Here is a 22,657-nt window from a genome sequence, read left to right as displayed (position 1 = left end):
AAGAGACAGAGGACAAGATGATAGAAGTGGTAGATGGGCAACGTCAGCTCAAGGGTTGCAAAAGAATCGTTGTTAAAATCGGATCATCTTTACTCACAGCAAACGGAAAAGGTTTAGATATAGATGCAATCTCGCATTGGGCGGGGCAAATTGCAGATCTACACAATGCAGGGCATGAGATTATTCTCGTGTCTTCCGGTGCTGTGGCTGAAGGTATGGTTCGAATGAAACTTGAGAATCGACCCACGGATCTACCCAGTCTTCAAGCTTGTGCTGCCATTGGTCAAATGGGGCTCATACAAACTTGGTCAAGTGTATTGTTGAATCACAATATTCAATCTGCCCAAGTTTTATTGACTCACGATGACTTGGCTGACCGTCGCCGTTATTTGAATTCTTGTGATGCTTTACAACATTTAATCGATTGGAAAGTGATTCCAGTGATTAATGAAAATGACACTGTATCTACTGATGAGATTCGATTCGGAGACAATGATACTTTAGCTGCAATGGTTGCAGGCCAAGTTCATGCTGACTTGCTGATTATATTGACAGATCAAGAGGGGATGTTTGATTCAGACCCGCGTTCAAATCCTAATGCGAAGTTGTTCCATACAGTTCGTGCATTAGATGAAAGTTTGTTTGATATGGCAGGTGGTGGTGGTAAGTTTGGTCGAGGTGGAATGCTGACCAAAGTGCGTGCTGCACGTTTAGCCGCGAAATCAGGATGTCCTACACTGATTGCCAGTGGAGACAGTAATCATGTGTTAACTCGATTAATGTCGGGTGAGATGCTGGGTACGTTGTTTATCACTGATAATGATCGAATAACTGCTCACCAACAATGGTTAGCTGCGCATTTGCAAACTGCAGGGCGATTGGTGATTGATGATGGTGCTGTGAAAGCAATCAAAGAAAATCATCGGAGTTTATTGCCTGTAGGTGTGAAAGCAGTTGAAGGGCATTTCGAGCGTGGTGATGTGGTGGAGTGTGTGGATCAGCAACGGCATCGCGTCGCAGTTGGTCGTGTCAACTTTAGTTCACGTAGCGCTGAAATTGTCAAAGGCTTACCATCAGATAAGGTACACCAAGTTCTAGGTGAAGCACGTTCATTAGAAATGATCCATCGCAATCATATGGCGATCTATTAATTTCTTATTAAAAAAAGCTCGCTTAGGCGAGCTTTTTTTGTGGATCAAGATCGGGTAATTGATGAGATGATCCGACCATATAAGGATAATCAGCCATATCTAACATCGCTTGATCCTCATAAGAATTTCCATAAGCATAAATTGATTGAAATTGGTCTACATCATATTGCTTGAGTATGCGCTGTCTTTTTTCTTCGCCACTACAATCAGGAGAAGAATAATGACCCGTATAAAACTGATTGAGCACTTCAGTTTCAGTACAAATCAAATCTACATTTAAAATCTGAGAAATGGGTTTTAAATAAATATCAATGGATGCAGAGACAATCGCAATGCGGTCACCACGGAGTTGATGCTTGATTAATTGTTCATAAATGGGTGAGTTTAAGTGTTGTTGTAATGAATGGGCGTATTCAAGTGCAATCGGATCTGCATCAGACCTAGAAAATCCAGTAAACATTGCCTTGAATAGCTTAGGGCGCATTGCGTGCGCGGGGTAAATATTTAAAAAATAGGCTTGAATCCAAGGCAAGGTTTTTAGTCCTTGCTTAACAATATGTCGTTTTGATAAGGCGTAAAAGATAAAGCTAGTAAAACTATCTTTATCACATAATGTTCCATCAAAATCAAATAATGCTAGGTTTTGATTCTTTTTGCTTTCTGCATACATGTTTGATATCGACCGTTAACTCGCGTAGCAAACCAGTTGGTGTTGTAGTCGCGACTAAGCTTAGGACCTGAAATAACCACTTCAGGCATAATGGCATAAAATTTTTCTTTTCCAATTTTCTTTTCGTAAAGCTCAGTCACAGCTTTATAAGTTTGCGTATCTTCAAACTTTTTCTCTTTTTCTTTCTTTAAATCAGCTCGAATTTGACGAGGTGTAATAAATACATTATTTGCGGCAAATACATTGATAAGTTCTTGTTCAGATTGACTCTTTTCAGCTTTTGGATTGCCATTTTTATTGTACAGTAATAAGTCGCCATCAAGCGTTAACTCTGCTGCTGTTAATTCATTGAGCATGCTTTGGAAAGCGGCGTTACGACTTGAATACATGCCTGAATTGTAGTCTGCAAAGCGATATATGGGTTGATCATAATCTGCTGGATACATCATCAGGCGGTGAATACCATAATAGAGTCCGCCATATTGACTATAAAGGTCTGATCTTAGATCAGCGATACTTCCACCTTGGCGCTTATGATCTTTTGCATAGCTAATATGAACTTGCATAGAGCCTAAAGTGGTAATGGGATTTAGTTTTTCACCAATATCTTGACCAACGAGTTTAGCTGCACCAGTAAGTGCACTGACATGGTAGTGTTTTGCCATGTGAGCAAAAATCTCACGATACAATTCATCTAATTCTCGTTCGGTAGACACTTTCCGCATTTGTTTCAGATAGTTGTCTTCAGGGGTTGGCTGATTTTTTAAGACCTCTTGGAAATAGCCCGCAACTGTGCCTCCGATACTATCCCCTAATTTATCTTTAAATTTTTCATCTAAACGATCATCAATTTCTTTCACTGCTTTGGCACCTAGTCCGGGTACATGGGGATCTGCAACAAAATTAGATTCTTGATCGACTACAGCAATAATGGTACACACATTTTCTTTCGTTTGAGGTATACCAAGTTGCTCGGTTATTTTATAAATATCCTCGGCCCATGAACCACGATTATTAACGCGGCCAGGAATGAGTTTTGAGATTTGTTCTGCATCAATCGTTTTGTCTTGTGTGTTCCACCACGATGAGTCACCACAAGCACTCATGAATAAACTTAATGTAGCAACACTACAGGCTTTAAAAATTACATTAGAGCGAAAGCTATTTTTCATAAATGCAAAGTATCAGGGATAAAGATTCTAGCGAAGTATACTATTTCATTCACGATTTGTGAGAACTTATATGTATACAAGATGATGGCAGCATGCTTCAAATCAAAATCTAAGTTTTGAGCTTAAGTTCATCCATTAACATTCAAGCAAAATGAGATAAAACATATTTTTAGTTTCAAACGTTATATAATTTAATGCTTGTATCCAATTTCAATCTCTCAATGAGTGCAGATTTAAAAAGTTAAGCATTCTGAAACTGTTTCATCATCATTGGTATTATTCATGTCTCAACATCCTGTGATCCGTGATTTATTTGATCGCGAAAAAACAACTCCTGTTTTTGTAGCACCCATGGCAGGTGTAACGGATCGACCATTTAGAACCTTGTGTAAATATTTTGGTGCAGGACATGCAGTTAGTGAAATGATGACTTCTGACAAAACGCTTCGTATGAGCAAGAAAAGTCTCTACCGAGCCAACTTTGATGGTGAAATTGCTCCAATTTCAGCACAAATAGCAGGATCAGAGCCACGGGATTTAGCTGAAGCTGCACGATATCAAGTGTCAAATGGTGCTCAAATCGTTGACATCAATATGGGCTGCCCAGCGAAAAAGGTGTGCAATAAATTAGCAGGTTCTGCACTCTTACAAGATGAAGACTTGGTAGCCAGAATTTTAGATGCGGTGGTCGAGGCAGTAGATGTCCCTGTAACACTTAAAACGCGCTTAGGATTTTTAAACGGACATGAAAATATTATGCGTGTGTCGAAGCGCGCAGAACAAGCGGGTATTGCAGCTTTAGCATTGCATGGTCGTACACGGGAAGATATGTATTTAAATACTGCACGTTATGATCTAATTAAAGAAGTGAAGCAAAATATCTCTATTCCAGTCATTGCAAATGGAGATATTGATAGCCCAGAGAAAGCCAAGTATGTATTAGATCATACTAGTGCTGATGCCGTGATGATTGGCCGAGCAGCACAAGGTCGTCCATGGATTTTTAGAGAAATTGCTCATTATTTAAAAACGGGACAGCCACTTGCAGCGCCATCGATTGCTGAAGTGAAAGAAGTTCTATTGGGACATCTGAATGAGCTATATGAATTTTACGGTGAGTATTCAGGCTGTCGCATTGCACGTAAACATATCGCGTGGTACACAAAAGGTCTCCACTCAAGTAATGAATTTCGTCAGAATATGTACAAAGTAGAAAGTACAGCGGAACAAGCCAAAGTCGTAGCCAATTATTTCGATTTACTTTTGTCAGAAGGGCAAATTATGAGTGATGTTCAAGTGGAATCTGTGGATTTATTAAAATCAGGTTGAGTTTCTATATGTCTGCACTTAACTGAAATAAGTTATTCATAGATTCTACTGTTTAAATTCAAGAGGTTGTAAATTTATTTCAGAATCCGATTTTTTCTCTTCAGAAGAATGTGATTGATCTTGATTTAAAATTTGAGCATCTAGCTGCTCAACATTATGTTGAGTGGACTGATCTTTATCTTGAGCATGTGAATAGGTGTCTATTCCGAATCCAAACGCCATAAGTGCTAATAATACAAAACCCATACTTTTCGCTACATAATTTAACAATTCATTGTAAATTAAAAAACTACAGCTCGGTATGGGTTTTATCGATTATTTAAGCATCATATTGATCAATTTCTAATATGATTTGATTGATTAAATCAGGTGCTTCTAAAACTCTGATTTGATTTACATTACTTCCTGCCCAGAATGCACCAAAACTTTCATCTTTGTTGATTAATGCTGCTGCATTTAGTTGTTTACCTAAATCATATGCATAAGGGTAGGGAGCAACTAACTCACGCTGAGGTAAATCTACGAGAGTTGACCAACTGTTGATTATCCCTCTCGCTGGTCGCCCAGAGATGCTTGATGTAATTTGAGTTAAAGGCTTACTTAATAATGCATTACGATAAGCTGCATTTGCAGCTGAACTCTTGCATTGTACAAATGCAGTACCGAGTTGTACGGCTGAAGCTCCGAGATTCATCATATATTTAGCTTGAAAGCCATTCATGATTCCACCAGCTGCTACGACAGGTATCTTGCAGGTAGGAACAAGTAATTTTATTAAATCTGCTGTTTTGATTGCACTGTCAAAATGCTCATTAAAAATACCACGGTGTCCTCCCGCTTCAATACCTTGTGCAATGATGATATCAATCCCAGCGTCTTCAATTGCTCTAGCTTCCGCTAAGTTCGTTGCTGATACCATCGTAATAATACCAGCCTCTTTGAGGGCAGCTATTTGATGTGCATGAGGTATCCCAAAGTGAAAACTCACCGCCTTAGGTCGAGTTTCTAAGACTAAATCTAAAAAATCATCATTATCTAAAAAACTGGGGTAAATACATTTTAATTCTTTGGGTGGTTCAGTATTAAAGTTATCAAAGTGGGGTTTTAGATAATTTATCCAATTTAGATTCCGTTCAGAATCAAGTTCAGTTGGTTTGTGGCAAAAGAAATTCACCTGAAAGGGTAAATCTGTTAATTTTTGAGTTGCAACTATTTGTTGTCGAGCATTTTGGATACTGGCAGCACCTAAACCAAGAGACCCCAATCCACCTTGATTGGATACTTCAGCTGCCAGTTCTGGTGTGGATACCCCAGCCATTGGCGCCAAAAAAATGGGATGCTGAATGGATAATTGTTCGAGTAAAGACATAATCAAGCTCCATGATTTAATTTCACTTTGCACAATCATGATCGGAGAATCAAATTATATTCATTATTTAGTGCGAAAATGCAAAGCGTCAAACTGTGTCGCATGAATGATCAGCGACATTTAGTAGAATAAATAAACAATTATAATATTCGAAATCTCATTGTTTCCCCTTACATATATGTCTGATCGTATCCGTGAAAAATTACAGATTTTAGCTGATGCTGCCAAATATGATGTGTCTTGTTCCTCAAGTGGTAGTAACCGCAAGAACAAAGATAAAGGTCTTGGTAATACAGGTTCCGGAATTTGCCATAGTTATACCGAAGATGGTCGCTGTGTTTCATTATTAAAAATTTTATTCTCAAATGTCTGTATTTATGATTGTGCGTATTGTGTCTCTCGCCGTTCAAATGACGTAAAGCGAGCAGCATTTACCGTCCAAGAAGTGGTAGATCTGACCATTAATTTTTATCGTCGAAACTATATAGAAGGGTTATTTTTAAGTTCAGGAATTTTTAAATCCGCGGATTACACCATGGAGAGAATGCTTCAAGTCGTAAAAAAATTAAGACTGGAAGAAAATTTTAATGGGTACATTCATCTCAAAACTATTCCGGGCGCTTCGCAAGAAATTATTCATGAGGCTGGACTGTATGTCGATCGGATGAGCATTAACTTAGAAATGCCGACAGAAGAAGGCTTGGTGAAATTTGCACCTGAAAAGTCGCATGCAGAAGTGCAGAAAGATTTAGGTATTGTGAGAGACCGTTTGATTGAATTGAAAGATGAGAGAAAACTAATCAAGTCGGTTCCTAAATTTGTGCCTGCTGGTCAGACAACACAAATGGTGGTCGGTGCGCATCACGAAACAGATCGTGATGTAATCTTGATGGCTGACAAGCACTATAAAGATTTTAAATTAAAACGGGTGTATTACTCAGGATATATACCTATCAATCCAGAAGAGTCTGCTTTACCTGCTGTAGGTTCTGCACCGCCGTTATTGCGAGAAAATCGCTTATATCAATCAGATTGGTTAATGCGTTTTTATGGATTTGAAGCCAACGAAATTGTGGATGAAGCACATCCCAATTTAGATTTAGAGGTTGATCCTAAATTAGGTTGGGCTTTAAGACATCCAGAGCAGTTTCCAGTGGATATTAATACTGCTGAATATAAAATGATTTTACGTGTTCCTGGCATTGGTGTGAGATCTGCTAAGAAAATTGTACAGGCTCGCCGTTTTGGAAAAATTCATATCGATCAGTTAAAGCGCTTAGGCGTTGCTTATAATCGTGCTCAACATTTTATTCGATGTGCTGATACACCTAAGTTTAAAAGAGAACAGCACGCTCATCAGATCCGCCAGCAAATTTTACAAAGTGGGCAATCAAAATATGTGAAACAACTGTCACCTCAACTAGGATTTGGGTTTTAAATGGCTGTGTATGTTTTTGATGGTACCATGACTGGGTTGCTGTGCTGTGTATTTAGAGCTTTTCAATTCAAAGAGTTCGACGTAAAAGTTCAAACTGAAGGAAACTCTCACCAGAATTTATTTGATGAGTCAGTCCGAGTTTACAGTGAAGAAAAGCAAGCTGAACGAGTCTGGCAAGGTTTAAAATCTAAAATTTCTGCTTCAAGTTTGCGTAATTGGTATTTTACTTTTTTGTCTGAGCAGGAAGTGGCATACCAACATCTATTTGATTATTCCATTTATATCTTTAAGCACCAATATGCCGTTGAAAAAAATTTCGGTCATCATGATGTTTTAGCGCTTGCACAATGGGCTAAACAAGTTGGTCGTGAAAAGCACCGAATGGAGGCATTTGTTCGCTTTAAAAAGTGTAAGGATGGTTTATTTTTATCATTAGTAAGACCAGATTTTAATGTTCTGCCTTTAATCTCTAAGCATTTCAAAGCACGTTATCAAGACCAGCGTTGGTTAATTTATGATGAAAAGCGACGCTACGGAATTTACTATGATTTGAAGCAAGTCCATCAAGTTAATTTGAATGCAGCCGAAATTGATCAAAATATCCATATAGGTTCTAGTCAATCATTCATGATTGAACTCGATGATCAAGAAGAGCTATATGATCAACTTTGGAAGGATTATTTTAAGAGTGTAAATATAGTGGCACGTGATAATCCTAAGTTGCATGTTCAATACGTACCTAAAAGGTATTGGAGATATATGAATGAAAAACAGGTTTAGTATGATTTTTTAAAAATAAGTTTTTGAATTTAATTAATAAAATATAATAAAAACGATTATATAAGAGTGTTTTAAATTTATACGGCTAAAAATTTTAATATTTTTTTGTTATATTTATTTAGGAGTAATTCATATAAACTATTGAATTATATATTTATATATATTGTTCTTAGATTGCATTAAAATTTAATTATACTTTATAGGTATATATTGGGTCATAAAATAAAATTATTTGTATTTTTAATATTCAAAATTAACTTATGAATTTTTAATTTTCATTTTTTTTTCTAAAAATATCAAAACTTAATTTTATATGAGTTAATTTTTATGACGATTCATATTTAGTCATCTCAGCCCAATTGGACTCCATAAATCTTTTTTTCTTAGACTAATAGTTAAGCCCGACTTTTTCATTCAAAAAGTGAATGTCACTAGAATTTCGACCTTTGAAATTATTTAACGCGCAATTCATTTTTGAGTGTGAAATTTATTGCATTTAACAATGGATTCACTTTTTTGAATTAGAAGGGTCTTCCATGGATATTCACGTTGATGAGCAATCTCAACCACCTAAGAAGCAAAAGTTTTATCAAATTTTATATGTTCAAGTCATCTTTGCAATTATTGCGGGTGTCACACTTGGACATTTTATGCCGGAGTTGGGGGCAAGTTTAAAACCTCTTGGCGATGCTTTTATTAAAATCGTCAAAATGATCATTGCACCCGTTATTTTCTTGACTGTGGTCACGGGTATTGCTGGTATGACGAATATGGGCGCAGTGGGGCGAGTGACGGGTAAAGCAATGGCTTACTTTTTAACTTTCTCTACGCTTGCGCTGATTGTGGGCATGATTGTTGCTAATCTTATTCAGCCGGGTAAAGGTCTTAATATCGATCCTGCTGCTTTAGAAGGTGACAAAGTTTCAACTTATGTTGAAAAAGCTCAGGATGCCTCTATTGTTGACTTCTTCATGAATATCATACCAAAGACTTTAATCAGTCCTTTGGCGGGTGGTGATATTCTTCAGGTTTTATTTGTTGCTGTTCTATTTGGTTTAGCGCTTGCAGCGGTGGGTGAAAAAGGGAAACCAGTTACAGACTTCTTAACGACACTGACCGCTCCGGTATTTTACCTTGTCGGTATGTTGATGAAACTAGCTCCAATTGGTGCATTTGGTGCGATGGCGTATACGATTGGTGCTTTCGGTATTTCGAGTATTGGAAATTTACTATTATTAATCGTAACGTTCTATATTACTTCACTTTTATTTGTTCTGCTTATTCTGGGAGCAGTTGCACGATACAATGGATTTTCTATCATTGATCTCATCCGCTATATCAAAGATGAATTATGGTTAGTATTAGGCACGAGCTCTTCTGAAGCTGCACTTCCAACGCTGATGAATAAAATGGAAAAAGCAGGTTGTGAAAAGTCGGTCGTTGGTTTGGTCATTCCAACTGGATATTCATTTAATTTAGATGGTACAAATATCTATATGACGATGGCTGCTCTTTTTATTGCTCAAGCCTGTAATATCGATTTGACCATTTGGGAACAGATCACAATTTTGTTGGTTGCGATGATTAGTTCAAAAGGGGCTGCAGGTGTAACGGGGGCGGGCTTTATTACTCTGGCAGCTACATTATCCGTTGTTCCAGCATTACCTGTTGCAGGGATGGCACTTATTTTAGGTATCGATCGTTTTATGTCTGAATGCCGCGCATTAACTAACCTTGTTGGCAATGCTTGTGCAGCAATCGTTGTAGCACGTTGGGATAATGCATTAGATAAAGAACAATTAGATGCAACTTTGAAAAAGAAAGTAGAGGCTTGACTTCACTTTTAATATCTAAATCTTAAGCCCATCTTCGGATGGGTTTTTATATAGATGATGCAGCATTTAACAAACTCAAAGTAAGCACATAAAGACTTATTATAAGAACAAACTTTGGTGACTTAGCTGATTTTAATCGGATGAAATTTAATACTCCTTTCTTTTTCTTATTCTATTAAGTGGTTGTAATTGCACTATAGAAAGATAAAAACGCCCAATTGAAATTAGGCGTTCTCAAATATCGATATTTGCTGATTAGCAACCTGTAAGTTTTTCAGGCTGAGGCTTTTCATTCGGGAAAAATAGTGGACGAAGTTTCACACCTATACCATTACCAATAAAAGCGAAAATCAGCCATAACCACCCATGTAGACTGCCTGATGCAATGCCGCTGAAATAAGCACCGATGTTACAACCGTATGCTAATCGAGCGCCATAACCCAACATGATCCCCCCAATGACTGCTGCTAGAATTGAGCGTTTAGGGATATTAAGACTCGGTGCAAATTTTCCAGCGAGACCTGCTGCAAGTAAAGCGCCGAGCATGATGCCAAAATTCATCATAGAGGTGATATCAAACCACAACGAATTTGCTAAAGCTTTAGCATTTCCAGGTTGTTGCCAATAGTCCCAAGCTGTTACATCAATTCCGACTAATGTTGCACCTTTCGCTGCCCATACTGCGAGTGCAGATGTGACACCCCATGGGCGACCAGCCAATGCAAGCGTGGCGAAATTAAGCAGGGTGAGAATAATACCACCCCAAATTAAAGGCCATGGTCCCTTTAAGAAACGTTTCCAGCCTTGATGTGCTGCAACAGGTTCTTGTTCAAGCTGACCGTGGCGTTTTTTCTCGAAGTAGACTGTTGCTAATGCGATCAAACCAAATAGCACGAAATTGAGTATTAGCGCTGGAATAACACCAAAGCTTTGTACTACTGAAATAGGGGCTAAGTGTGGCAGTGCAAACCACCATTCAATATGTGAAGTAGCGATCAGTGAGCCTAAACAGAAAAAGAATAGAGTGATCAGCATACGTGAGCTACCACCACCGACTGTATAGAGTGTCCCAGATGCGCAACCACCACCCAGTTGCATGCCAATTCCGAAAATAAATGCACCAATCATCACGGACATCGATACGGGATTGACGTTGCCTTTAACGGGTTGACCAAATAATTCACCTGCACCTAAAGCTGGGAAGAAGAGCAGCACTGCCAGTGCGAGCATAATCATTTGTGCACGTAAACCACGACCTTTGCGTTCTTTAATAAAAACGCGCCAGCTCGATGTAAAACCAAATGATGCATGGTAGAGCGTCATACCAAGCGCACCACCAATAAGGAATAACAGGGCTTGATTAATTCCCACAATTTGATAAGCACCAAGGGTGCCTACAATCAATAAAACAATAGCGATCCAGACCGATGACTGTGATCGGTCAGATTGAGCTGCAATAATGGACATGAAGATAAGAAAAGCTGATAAAACACATCAGTATTTTAATTGATTGATTGTGGGTTGATAGTCCTACACTGCATTTATGCATTAAATGCTGCTGAGTAATATTGATTTTATATATTTGTAATTCTTATATGTTAGCCGACATGTACATTAAACAGTGAGCCAATCCAACTTGAAAATGCCATCGCTGCGATTCCCCAAAGCGTAATTCGCAATGCAGATTTTACTTTAGACGTTCCAGCAAAATATCCAGATAAAGCCCCTAGAATAAATAACGCTAAAATGCAAAAAAAGGCAACACTGTATTCTAAATATGCAGGAGGACTGATTAGTATAGCGATCATAGGGCAAGCTGCACCTATTGAAAAGGCGGTGGCAGAAGACCAAGCGGCTTGAAAAGGTTGAGCTGTTGTATTTTCATGGATACCAATTTCATCACGTGCATGTGCAGCTAACGCATCATGCTCGCTCAGTTGTATAGCAACTTGATGAGCAAGTTCGGGTGATAATCCTCTTTGTACATAAATATGCGTTAATTCTTTCAGTTCGATTTGTGGATTGCGTGCTAACTCACTTGCTTCAAACTTTAGATCAGCTTCTTCAATATCAGACTGAGATTTTACCGAAATATATTCACCAGCTGCCATGGAGGTTGCGCCTGCAATCAAACCAGCAATACAAGTGATTAAAAGGGTATGTTGATTCGCGCCACTTGCTGCCATCCCCATGATTAAACTAGTGACTGAAATTATACCGTCGTTGGCACCAAGAACAGCAGCTCTTAACCAACCTGTGCGATGTATATAATGTGGTTCTGTATGATGTGAATAGCTCATAGGATTTTGTCTTATTATCTGAAAATGTTATTCAAAAAAGAGTTGTTATTCATACAGTATAGGCTTGATTCGTATCTTGGGGCTGTAAAATTGCTCTGTAAGAGAAAAAATTAAAGCCTCTAAAGAGGCTTTAATTGGTAGAACTCAAATTATTGTTGAGCTTTTTCTTTTACATTCGCTGCACCTTCTTCTACAGCTGCTGCTGCATTAGCAGTTGCTTCTTTAGCCGCTTCTGAAGCGTTGTGCGCAGCATTTTCAGCATGTGCAGCAGCATTATCTGCAGCTTGCGCTGTCGCATCAGCAGCATTGTCGACTGCAGTTGCAGTTGATTGAGCTGCATCTTCAGTCGCATTCTGAATATCTGCACCTGCTTGTTCAGCGGCATTTTCTAAATGTTCACCAGTTGTCGCGCCAGTTTCAGGAGCTTTATCCTTATTACACCCAACAAAAGCAACTGTAGCAGCAAGACCTAAAGCAACAAGAATCTTATTCATTTTATCTTCCTTTTTTAATTCAATGAGTATCCAAGTAGCATGGATGAGAACAATATAAGCAGATTTTAAATAAAGTTTTATTCAAAAATTGTAAAGATAATATTGGCTTATAAAAACGCCCCGAGAAAGAGTTTTCTCAGGGCTACACTTTAATGCGGTATATTAAGGCTGAAATTACTGTCCAGAACGAATGATGTAATCAAACGCTGACAGTGATGCTTTCGCGCCTTCACCAGTGGCAATGATGATTTGTTTATAAGGTACTGTTGTACAGTCACCCGCAGCAAATACACCTTTTACATTGGTTTCGTTGCGATCGTTAATCACAATCTCACCACGGTTTGAAAGCTCAACCTCTGTCGTTTTGAGGAAATCCGTATTTGGCAACAAACCAATTTGTACGAAGATGCCCGCAAGTTCAACAATGTGCTCTTCATCCGTCGCACGGTCTTTGTATTTCAGTGCAGTCACTTGTTTGCCATCACCCACAACTTCTGTAGACAGCGCATTTTTGATGACAGTGGTATTTGGCAAGCTGTTAAGTTTGTCTTGTAATACTTGGTCAGCACGCAGCTTAGTATCAAACTCAACCAAAGTGACATGCTCAACAATACCTGCAAGGTCAATCGCAGCTTCAACACCAGAGTTACCACCACCGATCACAGCCACACGTTTACCTTTGAACAATGGGCCATCACAGTGTGGGCAGTACGCAACACCACGGGTTTTGTATTCTTGCTCACCTGGTACATTCATTTCTCTCCAACGAGCACCTGTAGACAGGATGACCGTTTTCGATTCAAGTTTTGCACCATTCTCTAAAGTCACTTCAACTAAACCGTTGGCAGTTTCATCCGCACCTTTGATGTCAGACACACGTTGTAAGTTCATGATGTCGACACCGTATTCACGAACATGTGCTTCCATTTCAGCCGCAAACTTAGGGCCTTGCGTCTTTTGCACTGATGTAAAGTTTTCAATGTCCATGGTGTCCATGACCTGACCACCCATGCGCTCAGCAACGATTCCTGTACGGATACCTTTACGAGCCGCATAGATTGCAGATGTGTTACCTGCAGGACCACCACCGATCACAAGCACGTCAAATGCATCTTTGGCATTGAGTTTTTCAGCATCTTTCGCTGCAGAGTTAGTATCGAGCTTCGCAACAATTTCTTCCAATGTCATACGACCTTGACCAATATGTTCGTTGTCTTGGAACACCATTGGGACAGCCATGATTTTGCGTTCTTCAACTTCGTCTTGGAAGAATGCACCATCAATCATGGTTGCAGTTGTGCCAGGGTTGTAGATTGCGATCAAATTAAGTGCTTGAACCACATCTGGACAGTTATGACAGCTTAAAGATACGAATACGTCAAAGTCAGATTTGATTTCTAAAGCTTTGATGGATGCTAATACTTCATCAGATACTTTTGGTGCATAACCAGAAGTTTGTAGCAATGCCAAAATCAAAGAAGTGAACTCATGACCCATTGGTAAACCTGCGAAGAAGACACGCGGTTCTTCACCTGCTTTTGCAATACCAAAGCTCGGCGCACGTTTATTTTGACCATCAAAACGAGCTGTGACGAATGGAGAAAGTGCAGCCACTTCTTCCACAAGTTCTTTGATTTTTGCAGATTTGTCTGAATCATTTAAAGTCGCAACCAATTCGATTGGACCTTCAAGGCGTTCTAAAAGCGTTTTTAATTGAGCTGAAGTATTTTGATCTAACATTGCTAACGTCTCCAAAGGAGTAATAATTCATTCGATACAGGTATACTAAGACAATTGATTGAATAGATAAAACAGTTTGTTTTTATAAATTCAATCGGAAAAATGAATTTAATCAAAGTCTTTGGTGTAGTTGTATGAAAGTATTGAGTTAAAACTTGAATTTTCAAGTATAAAAGCAATTCGAATTCAGATATTTACATTAAAATTATTTTAATAGATATGAGCGAGGACCAATTATGACCTTAGAGAGAGGCATTTATAAACACTATAAAGGACAACTTTATCAAGTCCTTCATGTAGCGACGCATAGTGAAACTCAAGAAAAGCTTGTGGTCTATCAATGCCTTTATGGAGATTATTCAATATGGGTAAGGCCATTAGCGATGTTTACAGAAAGCATTTATCTAGAGGATGATGATCGTGAAATTGAACGTTTTAAATTGATTCAAAAATTATGATGATTGTCATAGTAAAGACTTTATCTTTGATTAGTTTATAGAAATCGATTCAATGAGAATATGTCATGAATGCTGAATTTTTAAGTCAAATGCAAAGTTTATATCAGCAGTTAATTCAACATGATGCATATCAAACTGATCGCGATCTGAGATATCGAAATATAAAACCAGAATCTGCCCATTATATTTCGATGCTTATTAAGATCCAGACCTCTAAACGAATTCTTGAAATAGGAACTTCGACAGGATATTTAACATTATGGATGGCGGAGTCGGTTTCGGATCATCAGGGTCGAGTGACGACGGTTGATATAAACTCAAAAAGAACAGCACTTGCGACTCAGTACGCCAAACAGTTTAGTTTAGATCACCTTATTGATTTTATCAGCAGTGATGCAATTAATTTATTAATTAATGAAGGCGATGTGTATGACTTAATTATCTTAGATGCGAATCGACATGCATATCCTGATTATTGGCAATATTTAAAAAAGGTACTACATCCTGAACATGGCGTAATACTTGTAGATAAAGTGATTTCCCATGCTGCTGAAATACAAAGTTTTTTAAAGGATGTTAAGGCTGATCCTGATTTTTGCACGATGACGCTGAATATTGGGTGTGGATTATTGATGATTACGCGGAATTGATGGTGATTGAGAATTTGATGGATTGAACACAAAAAAACCACGCAAAGCGTGGTTTTTTTTAGTGCTATCTAATGAATTAGATTTTACCAACTAGATCGATTGAAGGAGCAAGAGTTGCATCGCCTTCTTTCCATTTAGCAGGGCAAACTTCGCCTGGGTGAGCGTGAACGTATTGAGCTGCTTTAACTTTACGAAGAAGTTCTTGAGCATCACGACCGATACCACCAGCGTTGATTTCAACGATTTGGATTTTACCTTCTGGGTCGATTACGAAAGTACCACGGTCAGCAAGACCAGCAGATTCGATTAGAACTTCGAAGTTTTTAGAAAGAGTCCAAGTTGGATCGCCGATTAATGGGTATTGGATTTTACCAATTACGTCAGAAGTGTCGTGCCAAGCTTTGTGAGTGAAGTGAGTGTCAGTAGAAACACCGTAGATTTCCACGCCTAATTTTTGGAATTCAGCGTAGTTGTCAGCAAGGTCACCAAGTTCAGTTGGGCAAACGAAAGTGAAGTCAGCAGGGTAGAAAAATACTACAGACCATTTGCCTTTAAGATCAGCTTCAGTCACGTCTACGAATTGACCGTTGTGGTAAGCTGTAGCTGCGAATGGTTTAACTTCAGTATTAATTAAGCTCATCATTGTCTCCATGATTGAGGTTAGTCTTTAATTTTCAATTAGAGTATCGAACTTTCGTTCTGTGCTGAAATGGTATTTTTACATTACAAAAATCGGAAAAACCGAATTATGTAAATTGATTGCCATTTAAGTTTGTCATCTGTCTTCCTTGTAACACATCAAAATGATGTATTCGTGACAGGATGAGAAAATTTCACATGCTTACCAACATGAAGACACTGAAGTGAAAATTCAAGGGTAAATATTAAAAAAATCATCATTATTTTGGATTTGGTTTTTCAAAAATATAAAAAGCTACATGAAAATTTCAAAAATTGTATGAATTGTCACATAACACGGCTGACATGTTTCTATTTCAACATAAGATCATTTTAAGCTTTATATTCTCATTTAATCTAAAAAAATAGTCCGATTCAGATTTGGGATAATTTTTGAAAATGAGTAGAATAAAGCGTTTCGTAATTGATATAGGGCTAAAACTTGGCAACGATAGGGTTAAATGTAGAACAAATGGTGATGGTACGAGATCTTCATCGTTTAAATCGACTACGCAAAGGAAAAGATGCCAATGAAAAGCAATATCAAGAACTTTTTGAAAAATCAAATTTAAAAGTACAACAGCGTATTCAACGCATTCCTAATATCAAACTTAATCAAGATTTACCTGTTACCCAATATGCAGACAAATTGATTGAGGCCATTCAAAAACATCAGGTCATTATCGTTGCGGGTGAAACAGGTTCAGGTAAAACAACTCAGCTTCCTCAGATAGCCATGCTTGCGGGGCGTGGTTTAACAGGGTTAATTGGTCATACCCAGCCACGACGATTAGCTGCGCGCAGTGTATCGCAACGTATTGCAGAAGAGGTGGGTGAAAAACTCGGTGAGTCTATTTCATTTAAAGTAAGGTTTAACGAACAGGGTTCACAGGACTCTATCGTTCGTTTAATGACAGATGGTATTTTGCTGGCTGAATTGGCTCATGATCGTTTCTTAACCAAATATGACACCATTATTATTGATGAAGCACATGAGCGCTCGCTCAATATTGACTTCATCATGGGCTATTTAAAACAGCTCTTGCCACGTCGTAAAGATCTTAAAGTCATCATCACATCTGCAACTTTAGACGTTAATCGTTTTTCAAGTTACTTCAATAACGCACCGATCTTTGAGGTTGAAGGTCGTAGTTTTCCTGTAGAAGTGCGTTATCGTCCGATCTCTGAAATGAGTATTATAGGGAGTGATGATGATGAGTTTGATGACTTTGAAGAAAACCTACCGCGCGCAGTAGTATCAGCTGTTGAAGAATGTTTCAAAGATGCACAGGAAAAAGGTCATCCTGAACACGCAGATATTTTGATTTTTGCCAGTACGGAACAAGAGATTCGTGAGCTACAGGAAACTTTAATCAAACATGGACCTCGTCATACAGAAGTTCTACCTTTGTATGCGAGACTAGCGTTATCTGAACAACAAAAGATTTTTAATCCTGCAGGTGGTGGACGGCGTATCATTATTGCCACCAACGTTGCGGAAACTGCATTGACCGTTCCAAACATACGTTACGTCATTGATAGTGGTTTTGCACGTATCTCTCGTTATAACTACCGTTCGCGTGTTCAGCGTTTACCGATTGAAGCGATTTCTCAAGCAGCAGCCAATCAACGTAAAGGTCGTTGTGGTCGTATTGCACCGGGTGTGTGTATTCGACTGTATTCAGAAGAAGACTTTTTAAGTCGTCCCGAATTTACTGAACCTGAAATCAAACGTACTAATTTGGCATCTGTTATTTTGCAGATGCAGAGTTTAGGTCTTGGAACACTCGAAGATTTTGACTTTATTGAACCGCCTGATCATCGTCTCGTCAATGATGGTCGTAAACTGCTGATTGAACTCGGGGCGATGACGGAAAAGAGTAATCCTTCTCTTGTGGCTAAAACAGCCTCATCTTTAGATAAAGGTGGACTTCAAGGCAAAGGCGATTCTCTCACCAAAATTGGTCAACAAATGGCAAAAATGCCAATTGATCCAAGACTCGCACGTATGATTTTGGGGGGTGCTCATTTTGGGGCGCTCAATGAAGTATTGATTATCGTGGCAGCGTTAGCTGTTCAGGATCCAAGAGAGCGTCCTGCTGATAAACAAATGCAAGCGGATCAGAAGCATGCCTTGTTTCGTGAAGCCGACTCTGACTTTCTGTTCTATCTCAAATTATGGGATGCGTTGGTTGCAAATCGGGAGATGAGTGAAAATAAGCGTCGCACATTTGCACGTAATCATTTCTTCAGTTGGTTACGCTTGAGAGAATGGAAAAAAACACATGAGCAACTGGTTGATCTTGCTCAAGGCTTAAAGCTTTCTTTTAATGAAAAGAAAACCAGTTACGAAAATCTTCACAGAGCTTTACTCACGGGACTATTGTCATTCATTGCAAATAAAACAGATGAACGCAATGTATTCATGGCAGTGCGTCAACAAAAGGCACGTATATTTCCTGCATCAACCTTACACAAAACCAATACACCATGGGTCATGGCATTTGAGATGGTAGAAACCTCTCAGGTGTATTTACGAACACTGGCAAAAATTGAGCCTGAGTGGATTTTGCTAGCTGCACGTGATTTAGTGAAACATCATTACTTTGAACCGCATTGGTCGAAAAAAGCAGGTGTAGTTAACGCATATGATCAAATTTCACTGTTTGGTTTGATTATTGAACCTAAGCGTCAAATCAATTATGAAAAGGTCGATCAAACTGCGGCGCATGAAATTTTCCTTCGCGATGCTTTAACGACGGGTCATCTGGGGATTACACCACCATTTTTAAAACATAACTTGCTTAAACTAGAAGAAGTTGAGCGAGTTGAAGACAAATTGCGTCGTCGTGATTTGGTGGTAGATGAAGAGACGATTTATCAGTTTTATGCAGCAAAAGTGCCTGAAGATGTAGCGAGTCGGCGTAGTTTTGAAGATTGGCGTGCAACAGTTGAGCCTCAAAAACCACGTTATTTGTTCATCGATGACGATGCTTTGTGGCTTAACGATCGTCCAACCACCCAACAGTTCCCTGATTACTTACGTAATGGGGACCTTCGTTTAGCGGCAAGTTATCGATTTGACCCAAGTCATGATGAAGATGGTGCGACGGTCAAGATTCCACTACAGGCCCTGCCACAAGTAGATGAAAACTTATGGTCATGGGGCATTCCAGGTTGGCGTCTTGATTTGATTGAAGCACTATTAAAAGCTCTTCCAAAAGATAAGCGTCGTGGCTTGGTACCTATACCAGATACAGCGCGTAAACTGATGTCCAAAATAGATGCGCAAGATTTACAAAAGCATATTTTTAGTTTTTTAGCTTTTCAATTGAGAGGCGAACAGATCACTGAAAAAGATTTTAATGTAGATCGAATTGAACAATATCTTTTACCGCTCATTAAAGTCATCGATGAAAAAGGACGAGTGATTGAGCAAGGTCGCGATTTATCTGAATTAAAAGCACGCTGTCGTACTGAAACGCATAGTCCAGTCAAGCAGTTAAAAGGTGAGTATCAAACTTTCCCTGAGCATTTTGTGTTTGAAGCATCGCAAAAAGTCACAGGTGTCGTCGTCAAACAATATCAAGCACTTGTACCAAGCAAGGAATTTTCTAAGCTTGAGCAAAAGGATGAGTCAGGTGTTGTCATTCAAACGTTTAATGATCAGCATGAAGCGATACGCCATCATCGTGCTGGTATTATTCGCCTGATTCATATGCAGCTAGGTGATTTGATTCGACAGCTTAAAAAACAAATTTCTAAACCACTCGCATTAGCCTATTCCCCTTTGGGTGATAAAGCTAAGTTAGAACAAATGTTAGTTTACGCAACATTGCAAATGGCTTTAGAAAAAGAGCCTGTAGATGCGCAAGATTTCCAAACAATTCTGCAGGCTGTCAAGCAGTCTTTCCTGACGCATGGTCAAAAGGTCTTGGCTGCCTTTAATGACATTTATGTACAATGGCAACAAATTCGACGCGAGTTGATGATGATTGATGCCAATGTATTTGGTAAAAATATCGATGATATTGAAGATCAACTTGATCTAATGAGTTTAGCGGATTTTGCTTATAGTAAATCTGTAGACGTGTGGATTGAATTTCCACGCTATCTTAAAGCTTTATTGATCAGGATTGATCGTTTGCCTCATAATCTCAAACGAGATGATGATGCGATTGCTCAAGTCGATCCTTGGATGGATAAATTATTTAAATATAAAAATGATCAGAAATTAAAAGAGTTATATTTTATGGTTGAAGAACTGAGAATCTCATTATTCTCTCAACCGATGAAAACCAAGATGCCAATTTCGCCAAACCGTATTCAAAAAGTATGGGAACGTCTCGGAATCAGTTAATATAGCTTTAATTTGAAATATTGAGTTACTCAAAAAAGGAGTTTTGCATGGGCATTCGTATTACAGGCACTGGCTTATTCCATCCTGAACATGTCATCACCAATGAAGAATTGGTTGAAAGTTTAAATGCTTATGTAGAAAAGTTTAATCAAGAGAATGCTGAAAAAATTGCTGCGGGCGAAATCGAAGCACGCCGTGGTTCAAGTGCAGAATTTATTGAGAAGGCTTCAGGTGTTAAAGCACGTTATGTTGTAGAGAAGGAAGGCGTATTAGATCCTAATCGTTTACGTCCAAACTTAGCAGAACGATCAGATGATGAAATTTCACTTCAAGCTGAGTGGGGTGTGATCGCTTCAAAACAAGCAATGGAAAATGCCGGTGTAACTGCTGAAGACATTGATGTTGTAATATTGGCTTGTTCAAATATGCAACGTGCATATCCTGCGGTTGCTATTGAAATTCAAACTGCATTAGGCATTCAAGGTTATGCTTATGACATGAATGTTGCTTGTTCTGCTGCAACATTTGGCTTAAAACAAGCTTATGATGCGATTAAGTCTGGTGCTCGTCGTGTGCTCTTGGTCAATGTGGAAATCACATCAGGTCATACAGATTATCGTTCACGTGATTGTCATTTCATTTTTGGTGATGTGGCGACAGCTTCAATTATCGAAGATACAGATTCTAAAACAGGATTCGAAATTTTAGATACGCAATTGTTTACGCAATTCTCTAATAACATTCGTAATAATTTTGGTTTCTTGAATCCAAGTGAAACAACCAATGCGGATGATAAACGCTTCCGTCAAGATGGCCGTAAAGTGTTTAAAGAAGTATGCCCATTGGTTGCGAAAATGATTACAAAGCAACTTGAGAAAAACCAAATCGAACCGACGAATGTTAAACGTTTCTGGTTACATCAAGCCAATGCCAGCATGAACGAGTTAATTTTAAAGCTGGTTGTGGGTAAAGCTGCTGCTGAAGCAGATCCAGACTTAGTTCCAATCATTTTAGACGAGTTTGCAAACACTTCTTCAGCTGGGGTCATCATTGCGTTACACCGAACTGCAGATCAAGTGAATGATGGTGAATACGGTGTATTATGTTCATTTGGCGCGGGTTATTCTGTTGGTTCAATACTGGTTCAGAAGCGAGTAGCTTAATTATATAAAGAGATGTTCAATGGAAAATAAAGCATTGCAAATCCAACACCATTCTAAAATGATCCGATATGGTAGTTTGTTGCAACGTTTTTATTTTAAACCGACCTTTCTTGGTGTTGAACATCTCAATGCTGATCGACCTGCCATGTATGTGGGTAATCATACAATTTATGGTGTATTTGATACGCCAATATTGATTGATTATCTATATACAGAGCACAAAATTAAAATTGTGAGTTTAGGTGATCACATTCATTTCAAAATACCGTATTGGAAAGATATGGTTCATAAAATGGGTGCAATTGAGGGTCTAAGAGAATACGCCAGAGATGCAATGCAACAAGGATACTCTATCCTAGTGTTTCCAGGTGGTGGGCGTGAGGTAGTAAAGCGCAAAGGGGAAGAATATCAACTCATATGGAAAGAGCGCTATGGATTCTTAAAGTTAGCTCAAGAATTTGACTACGACATTGTACCTTTTGTAGCTGTAGGTGGTGATGAAGTATTCGATTTGGCACTTGATGCCAATTATTTGCTTGAAAAAAAGTGGTTTAAAAAGCTTTTAGCTGTACCTCAAATTGGAAAAATACTCCGTCAAGGTGATGTCTTGCCTTCAATACCCAAAAATATTATTCCTAAAAGAGTCCCATTCTATTTCAAATTTTTACCACGACAATCAATCTCAAATATCAAAACAGAACAAGATTTGATTGAATTCAGAGATCAATTGCAGCAAACAATTTACGAAAATATTGCATCAACGCAGTTGATACGAGATAGACAAAGTTAAATCTTAGAAAATTATACTTCTTAATCTAATTATATTGTTGATTATAAAAATATTTTTAAAATAATATTAAAAAAATAAATTAGTGCTTTCTATTTTATATCAATTAGGTATATTATTTTAATGTAAATATTCAGTTTACTAAGCCCAAAGATTGTACTCCTCCTTGGGCTTTTTTTTATCTCAGAATAATAATAGGCGTATGAGAGCGATTTTCACTTTTTAAATTTCACACAAATTAAGTTTGAAAATCAAAGGTGAATTTTTGGTACAAAATGCAACT

The 22,657-nt window shown here is 38.4% G+C and carries 19 protein-coding genes; 10 read left to right on the top strand and 9 right to left on the bottom strand.

Going from position 1 to position 22,657, the window contains the following annotated elements:
* Positions 1 to 17: 17 nt before the first annotated feature.
* A complete protein-coding gene (proB, locus tag AC1M86_RS07185; protein WP_035265485.1) occupies positions 18 to 1,151 on the top strand; it encodes a glutamate 5-kinase in 1,134 nt (377 codons plus the stop codon).
* Between the two features lie 22 nt (positions 1,152 to 1,173).
* On the opposite strand, the gene AC1M86_RS07180 is transcribed toward proB, so the two are convergent.
* Positions 1,174 to 1,821: an HAD-IB family hydrolase gene (locus AC1M86_RS07180; RefSeq protein ID WP_481589042.1), complete on the bottom strand. Its 648-nt coding sequence runs from the start codon at positions 1,819 to 1,821 to the stop codon at positions 1,174 to 1,176.
* Complete coding sequence (locus AC1M86_RS07175) at positions 1,788 to 2,993, bottom strand: DUF1615 domain-containing protein (RefSeq protein ID WP_092767037.1); 1,206 nt, start codon at positions 2,991 to 2,993, stop codon at positions 1,788 to 1,790. Before AC1M86_RS07175 ends, AC1M86_RS07180 begins: the two co-directional genes overlap by 34 nt.
* Before the next feature lie 282 nt (positions 2,994 to 3,275).
* On the opposite strand from AC1M86_RS07175, the gene dusB reads away from it, so the two are divergent.
* On the top strand, positions 3,276 to 4,322 hold the full coding sequence (gene dusB / locus AC1M86_RS07170) for a tRNA dihydrouridine synthase DusB (protein WP_481607631.1): 1,047 nt from the start codon (positions 3,276 to 3,278) through the stop codon (positions 4,320 to 4,322).
* Between the two features lie 45 nt (positions 4,323 to 4,367).
* Here the strand turns inward: dusB and AC1M86_RS07165 are convergent, their stop codons facing one another.
* On the bottom strand, positions 4,368 to 4,568 hold the full coding sequence (locus AC1M86_RS07165) for a hypothetical protein (RefSeq protein ID WP_180028411.1): 201 nt from the start codon (positions 4,566 to 4,568) through the stop codon (positions 4,368 to 4,370).
* A gap of 73 nt (positions 4,569 to 4,641) precedes the next feature.
* On the bottom strand, positions 4,642 to 5,691 hold the full coding sequence (locus AC1M86_RS07160) for an NAD(P)H-dependent flavin oxidoreductase (RefSeq protein WP_481607630.1): 1,050 nt from the start codon (positions 5,689 to 5,691) through the stop codon (positions 4,642 to 4,644).
* A gap of 178 nt (positions 5,692 to 5,869) precedes the next feature.
* Here AC1M86_RS07160 and AC1M86_RS07155 point away from each other — a divergent pair, with 178 nt between their 5' ends.
* From AC1M86_RS07155 to AC1M86_RS07145, 3 genes are all read left to right on the top strand, one after another.
* The gene (locus AC1M86_RS07155) at positions 5,870 to 7,129 is read left to right on the top strand and encodes a putative DNA modification/repair radical SAM protein (RefSeq protein WP_180028409.1); all 1,260 of its coding nucleotides are present in this window, start codon (positions 5,870 to 5,872) and stop codon (positions 7,127 to 7,129) included.
* Complete coding sequence (locus tag AC1M86_RS07150; protein WP_481607629.1) at positions 7,130 to 7,909, top strand: TIGR03915 family putative DNA repair protein; 780 nt, start codon at positions 7,130 to 7,132, stop codon at positions 7,907 to 7,909.
* A gap of 536 nt (positions 7,910 to 8,445) precedes the next feature.
* Positions 8,446 to 9,744, top strand: coding sequence for a dicarboxylate/amino acid:cation symporter (locus AC1M86_RS07145; protein WP_035265514.1), 1,299 nt, complete (start codon positions 8,446 to 8,448; stop codon positions 9,742 to 9,744).
* A 255-nt stretch (positions 9,745 to 9,999) separates the two neighbouring features.
* Here AC1M86_RS07145 and AC1M86_RS07140 read toward each other — a convergent pair whose 3' ends face one another.
* The 4 genes from AC1M86_RS07140 to ahpF all read right to left on the bottom strand — a co-directional run bounded on the left by AC1M86_RS07140 (position 10,000) and on the right by ahpF (position 14,278).
* Positions 10,000 to 11,211, bottom strand: a complete 1,212-nt coding sequence (locus AC1M86_RS07140; RefSeq protein ID WP_481607628.1) for a YeeE/YedE family protein — start codon at positions 11,209 to 11,211, stop codon at positions 10,000 to 10,002.
* 131 nt (positions 11,212 to 11,342) lie between these two features.
* Positions 11,343 to 12,044, bottom strand: a complete 702-nt coding sequence (locus AC1M86_RS07135) for a VIT1/CCC1 transporter family protein (protein WP_180028406.1) — start codon at positions 12,042 to 12,044, stop codon at positions 11,343 to 11,345.
* Between the two features lie 149 nt (positions 12,045 to 12,193).
* Positions 12,194 to 12,538, bottom strand: coding sequence for a hypothetical protein (locus AC1M86_RS07130; RefSeq protein ID WP_481607627.1), 345 nt, complete (start codon positions 12,536 to 12,538; stop codon positions 12,194 to 12,196).
* Between the two features lie 174 nt (positions 12,539 to 12,712).
* Complete coding sequence (gene ahpF / locus AC1M86_RS07125; protein WP_481607626.1) at positions 12,713 to 14,278, bottom strand: alkyl hydroperoxide reductase subunit F; 1,566 nt, start codon at positions 14,276 to 14,278, stop codon at positions 12,713 to 12,715.
* Between the two features lie 236 nt (positions 14,279 to 14,514).
* On the opposite strand from ahpF, the gene AC1M86_RS07120 reads away from it, so the two are divergent.
* Together AC1M86_RS07120 and AC1M86_RS07115 are read left to right on the top strand one after the other, a co-directional pair.
* Positions 14,515 to 14,736, top strand: a complete 222-nt coding sequence (locus tag AC1M86_RS07120) for a DUF1653 domain-containing protein (RefSeq protein WP_035270203.1) — start codon at positions 14,515 to 14,517, stop codon at positions 14,734 to 14,736.
* 65 nt (positions 14,737 to 14,801) lie between these two features.
* Positions 14,802 to 15,386, top strand: coding sequence for an O-methyltransferase (locus AC1M86_RS07115; protein WP_481607625.1), 585 nt, complete (start codon positions 14,802 to 14,804; stop codon positions 15,384 to 15,386).
* Positions 15,387 to 15,462: 76 nt separating this feature from the next.
* On the opposite strand, the gene ahpC is transcribed toward AC1M86_RS07115, so the two are convergent.
* Entirely contained in the window at positions 15,463 to 16,026 is a 564-nt protein-coding gene (gene ahpC, locus AC1M86_RS07110) for an alkyl hydroperoxide reductase subunit C (RefSeq protein WP_035270191.1), read from the bottom strand.
* Between the two features lie 510 nt (positions 16,027 to 16,536).
* Between ahpC and hrpA the strand changes: the two genes are divergently transcribed.
* Genes hrpA through AC1M86_RS07095 form a run of 3 tightly spaced genes read left to right on the top strand, consistent with a single transcriptional unit; the run spans position 16,537 to position 22,377 of the window.
* The gene (gene hrpA, locus AC1M86_RS07105) at positions 16,537 to 20,424 is read left to right on the top strand and encodes an ATP-dependent RNA helicase HrpA (protein ID WP_481607693.1); all 3,888 of its coding nucleotides are present in this window, start codon (positions 16,537 to 16,539) and stop codon (positions 20,422 to 20,424) included.
* Positions 20,425 to 20,471: 47 nt separating this feature from the next.
* The gene (locus AC1M86_RS07100; protein ID WP_035270185.1) at positions 20,472 to 21,587 is read left to right on the top strand and encodes a beta-ketoacyl-ACP synthase III; all 1,116 of its coding nucleotides are present in this window, start codon (positions 20,472 to 20,474) and stop codon (positions 21,585 to 21,587) included.
* Positions 21,588 to 21,606: 19 nt separating this feature from the next.
* Complete coding sequence (locus AC1M86_RS07095) at positions 21,607 to 22,377, top strand: lysophospholipid acyltransferase family protein (protein ID WP_481607624.1); 771 nt, start codon at positions 21,607 to 21,609, stop codon at positions 22,375 to 22,377.
* Positions 22,378 to 22,657 lie beyond the last annotated feature (280 nt).

Source organism: Acinetobacter sp. ANC_7654, from assembly GCF_056779855.1.
The sequence above is the reverse complement of the archived record's forward strand: the minus strand, read 5'-3'. Positions and strand labels throughout refer to the sequence as shown.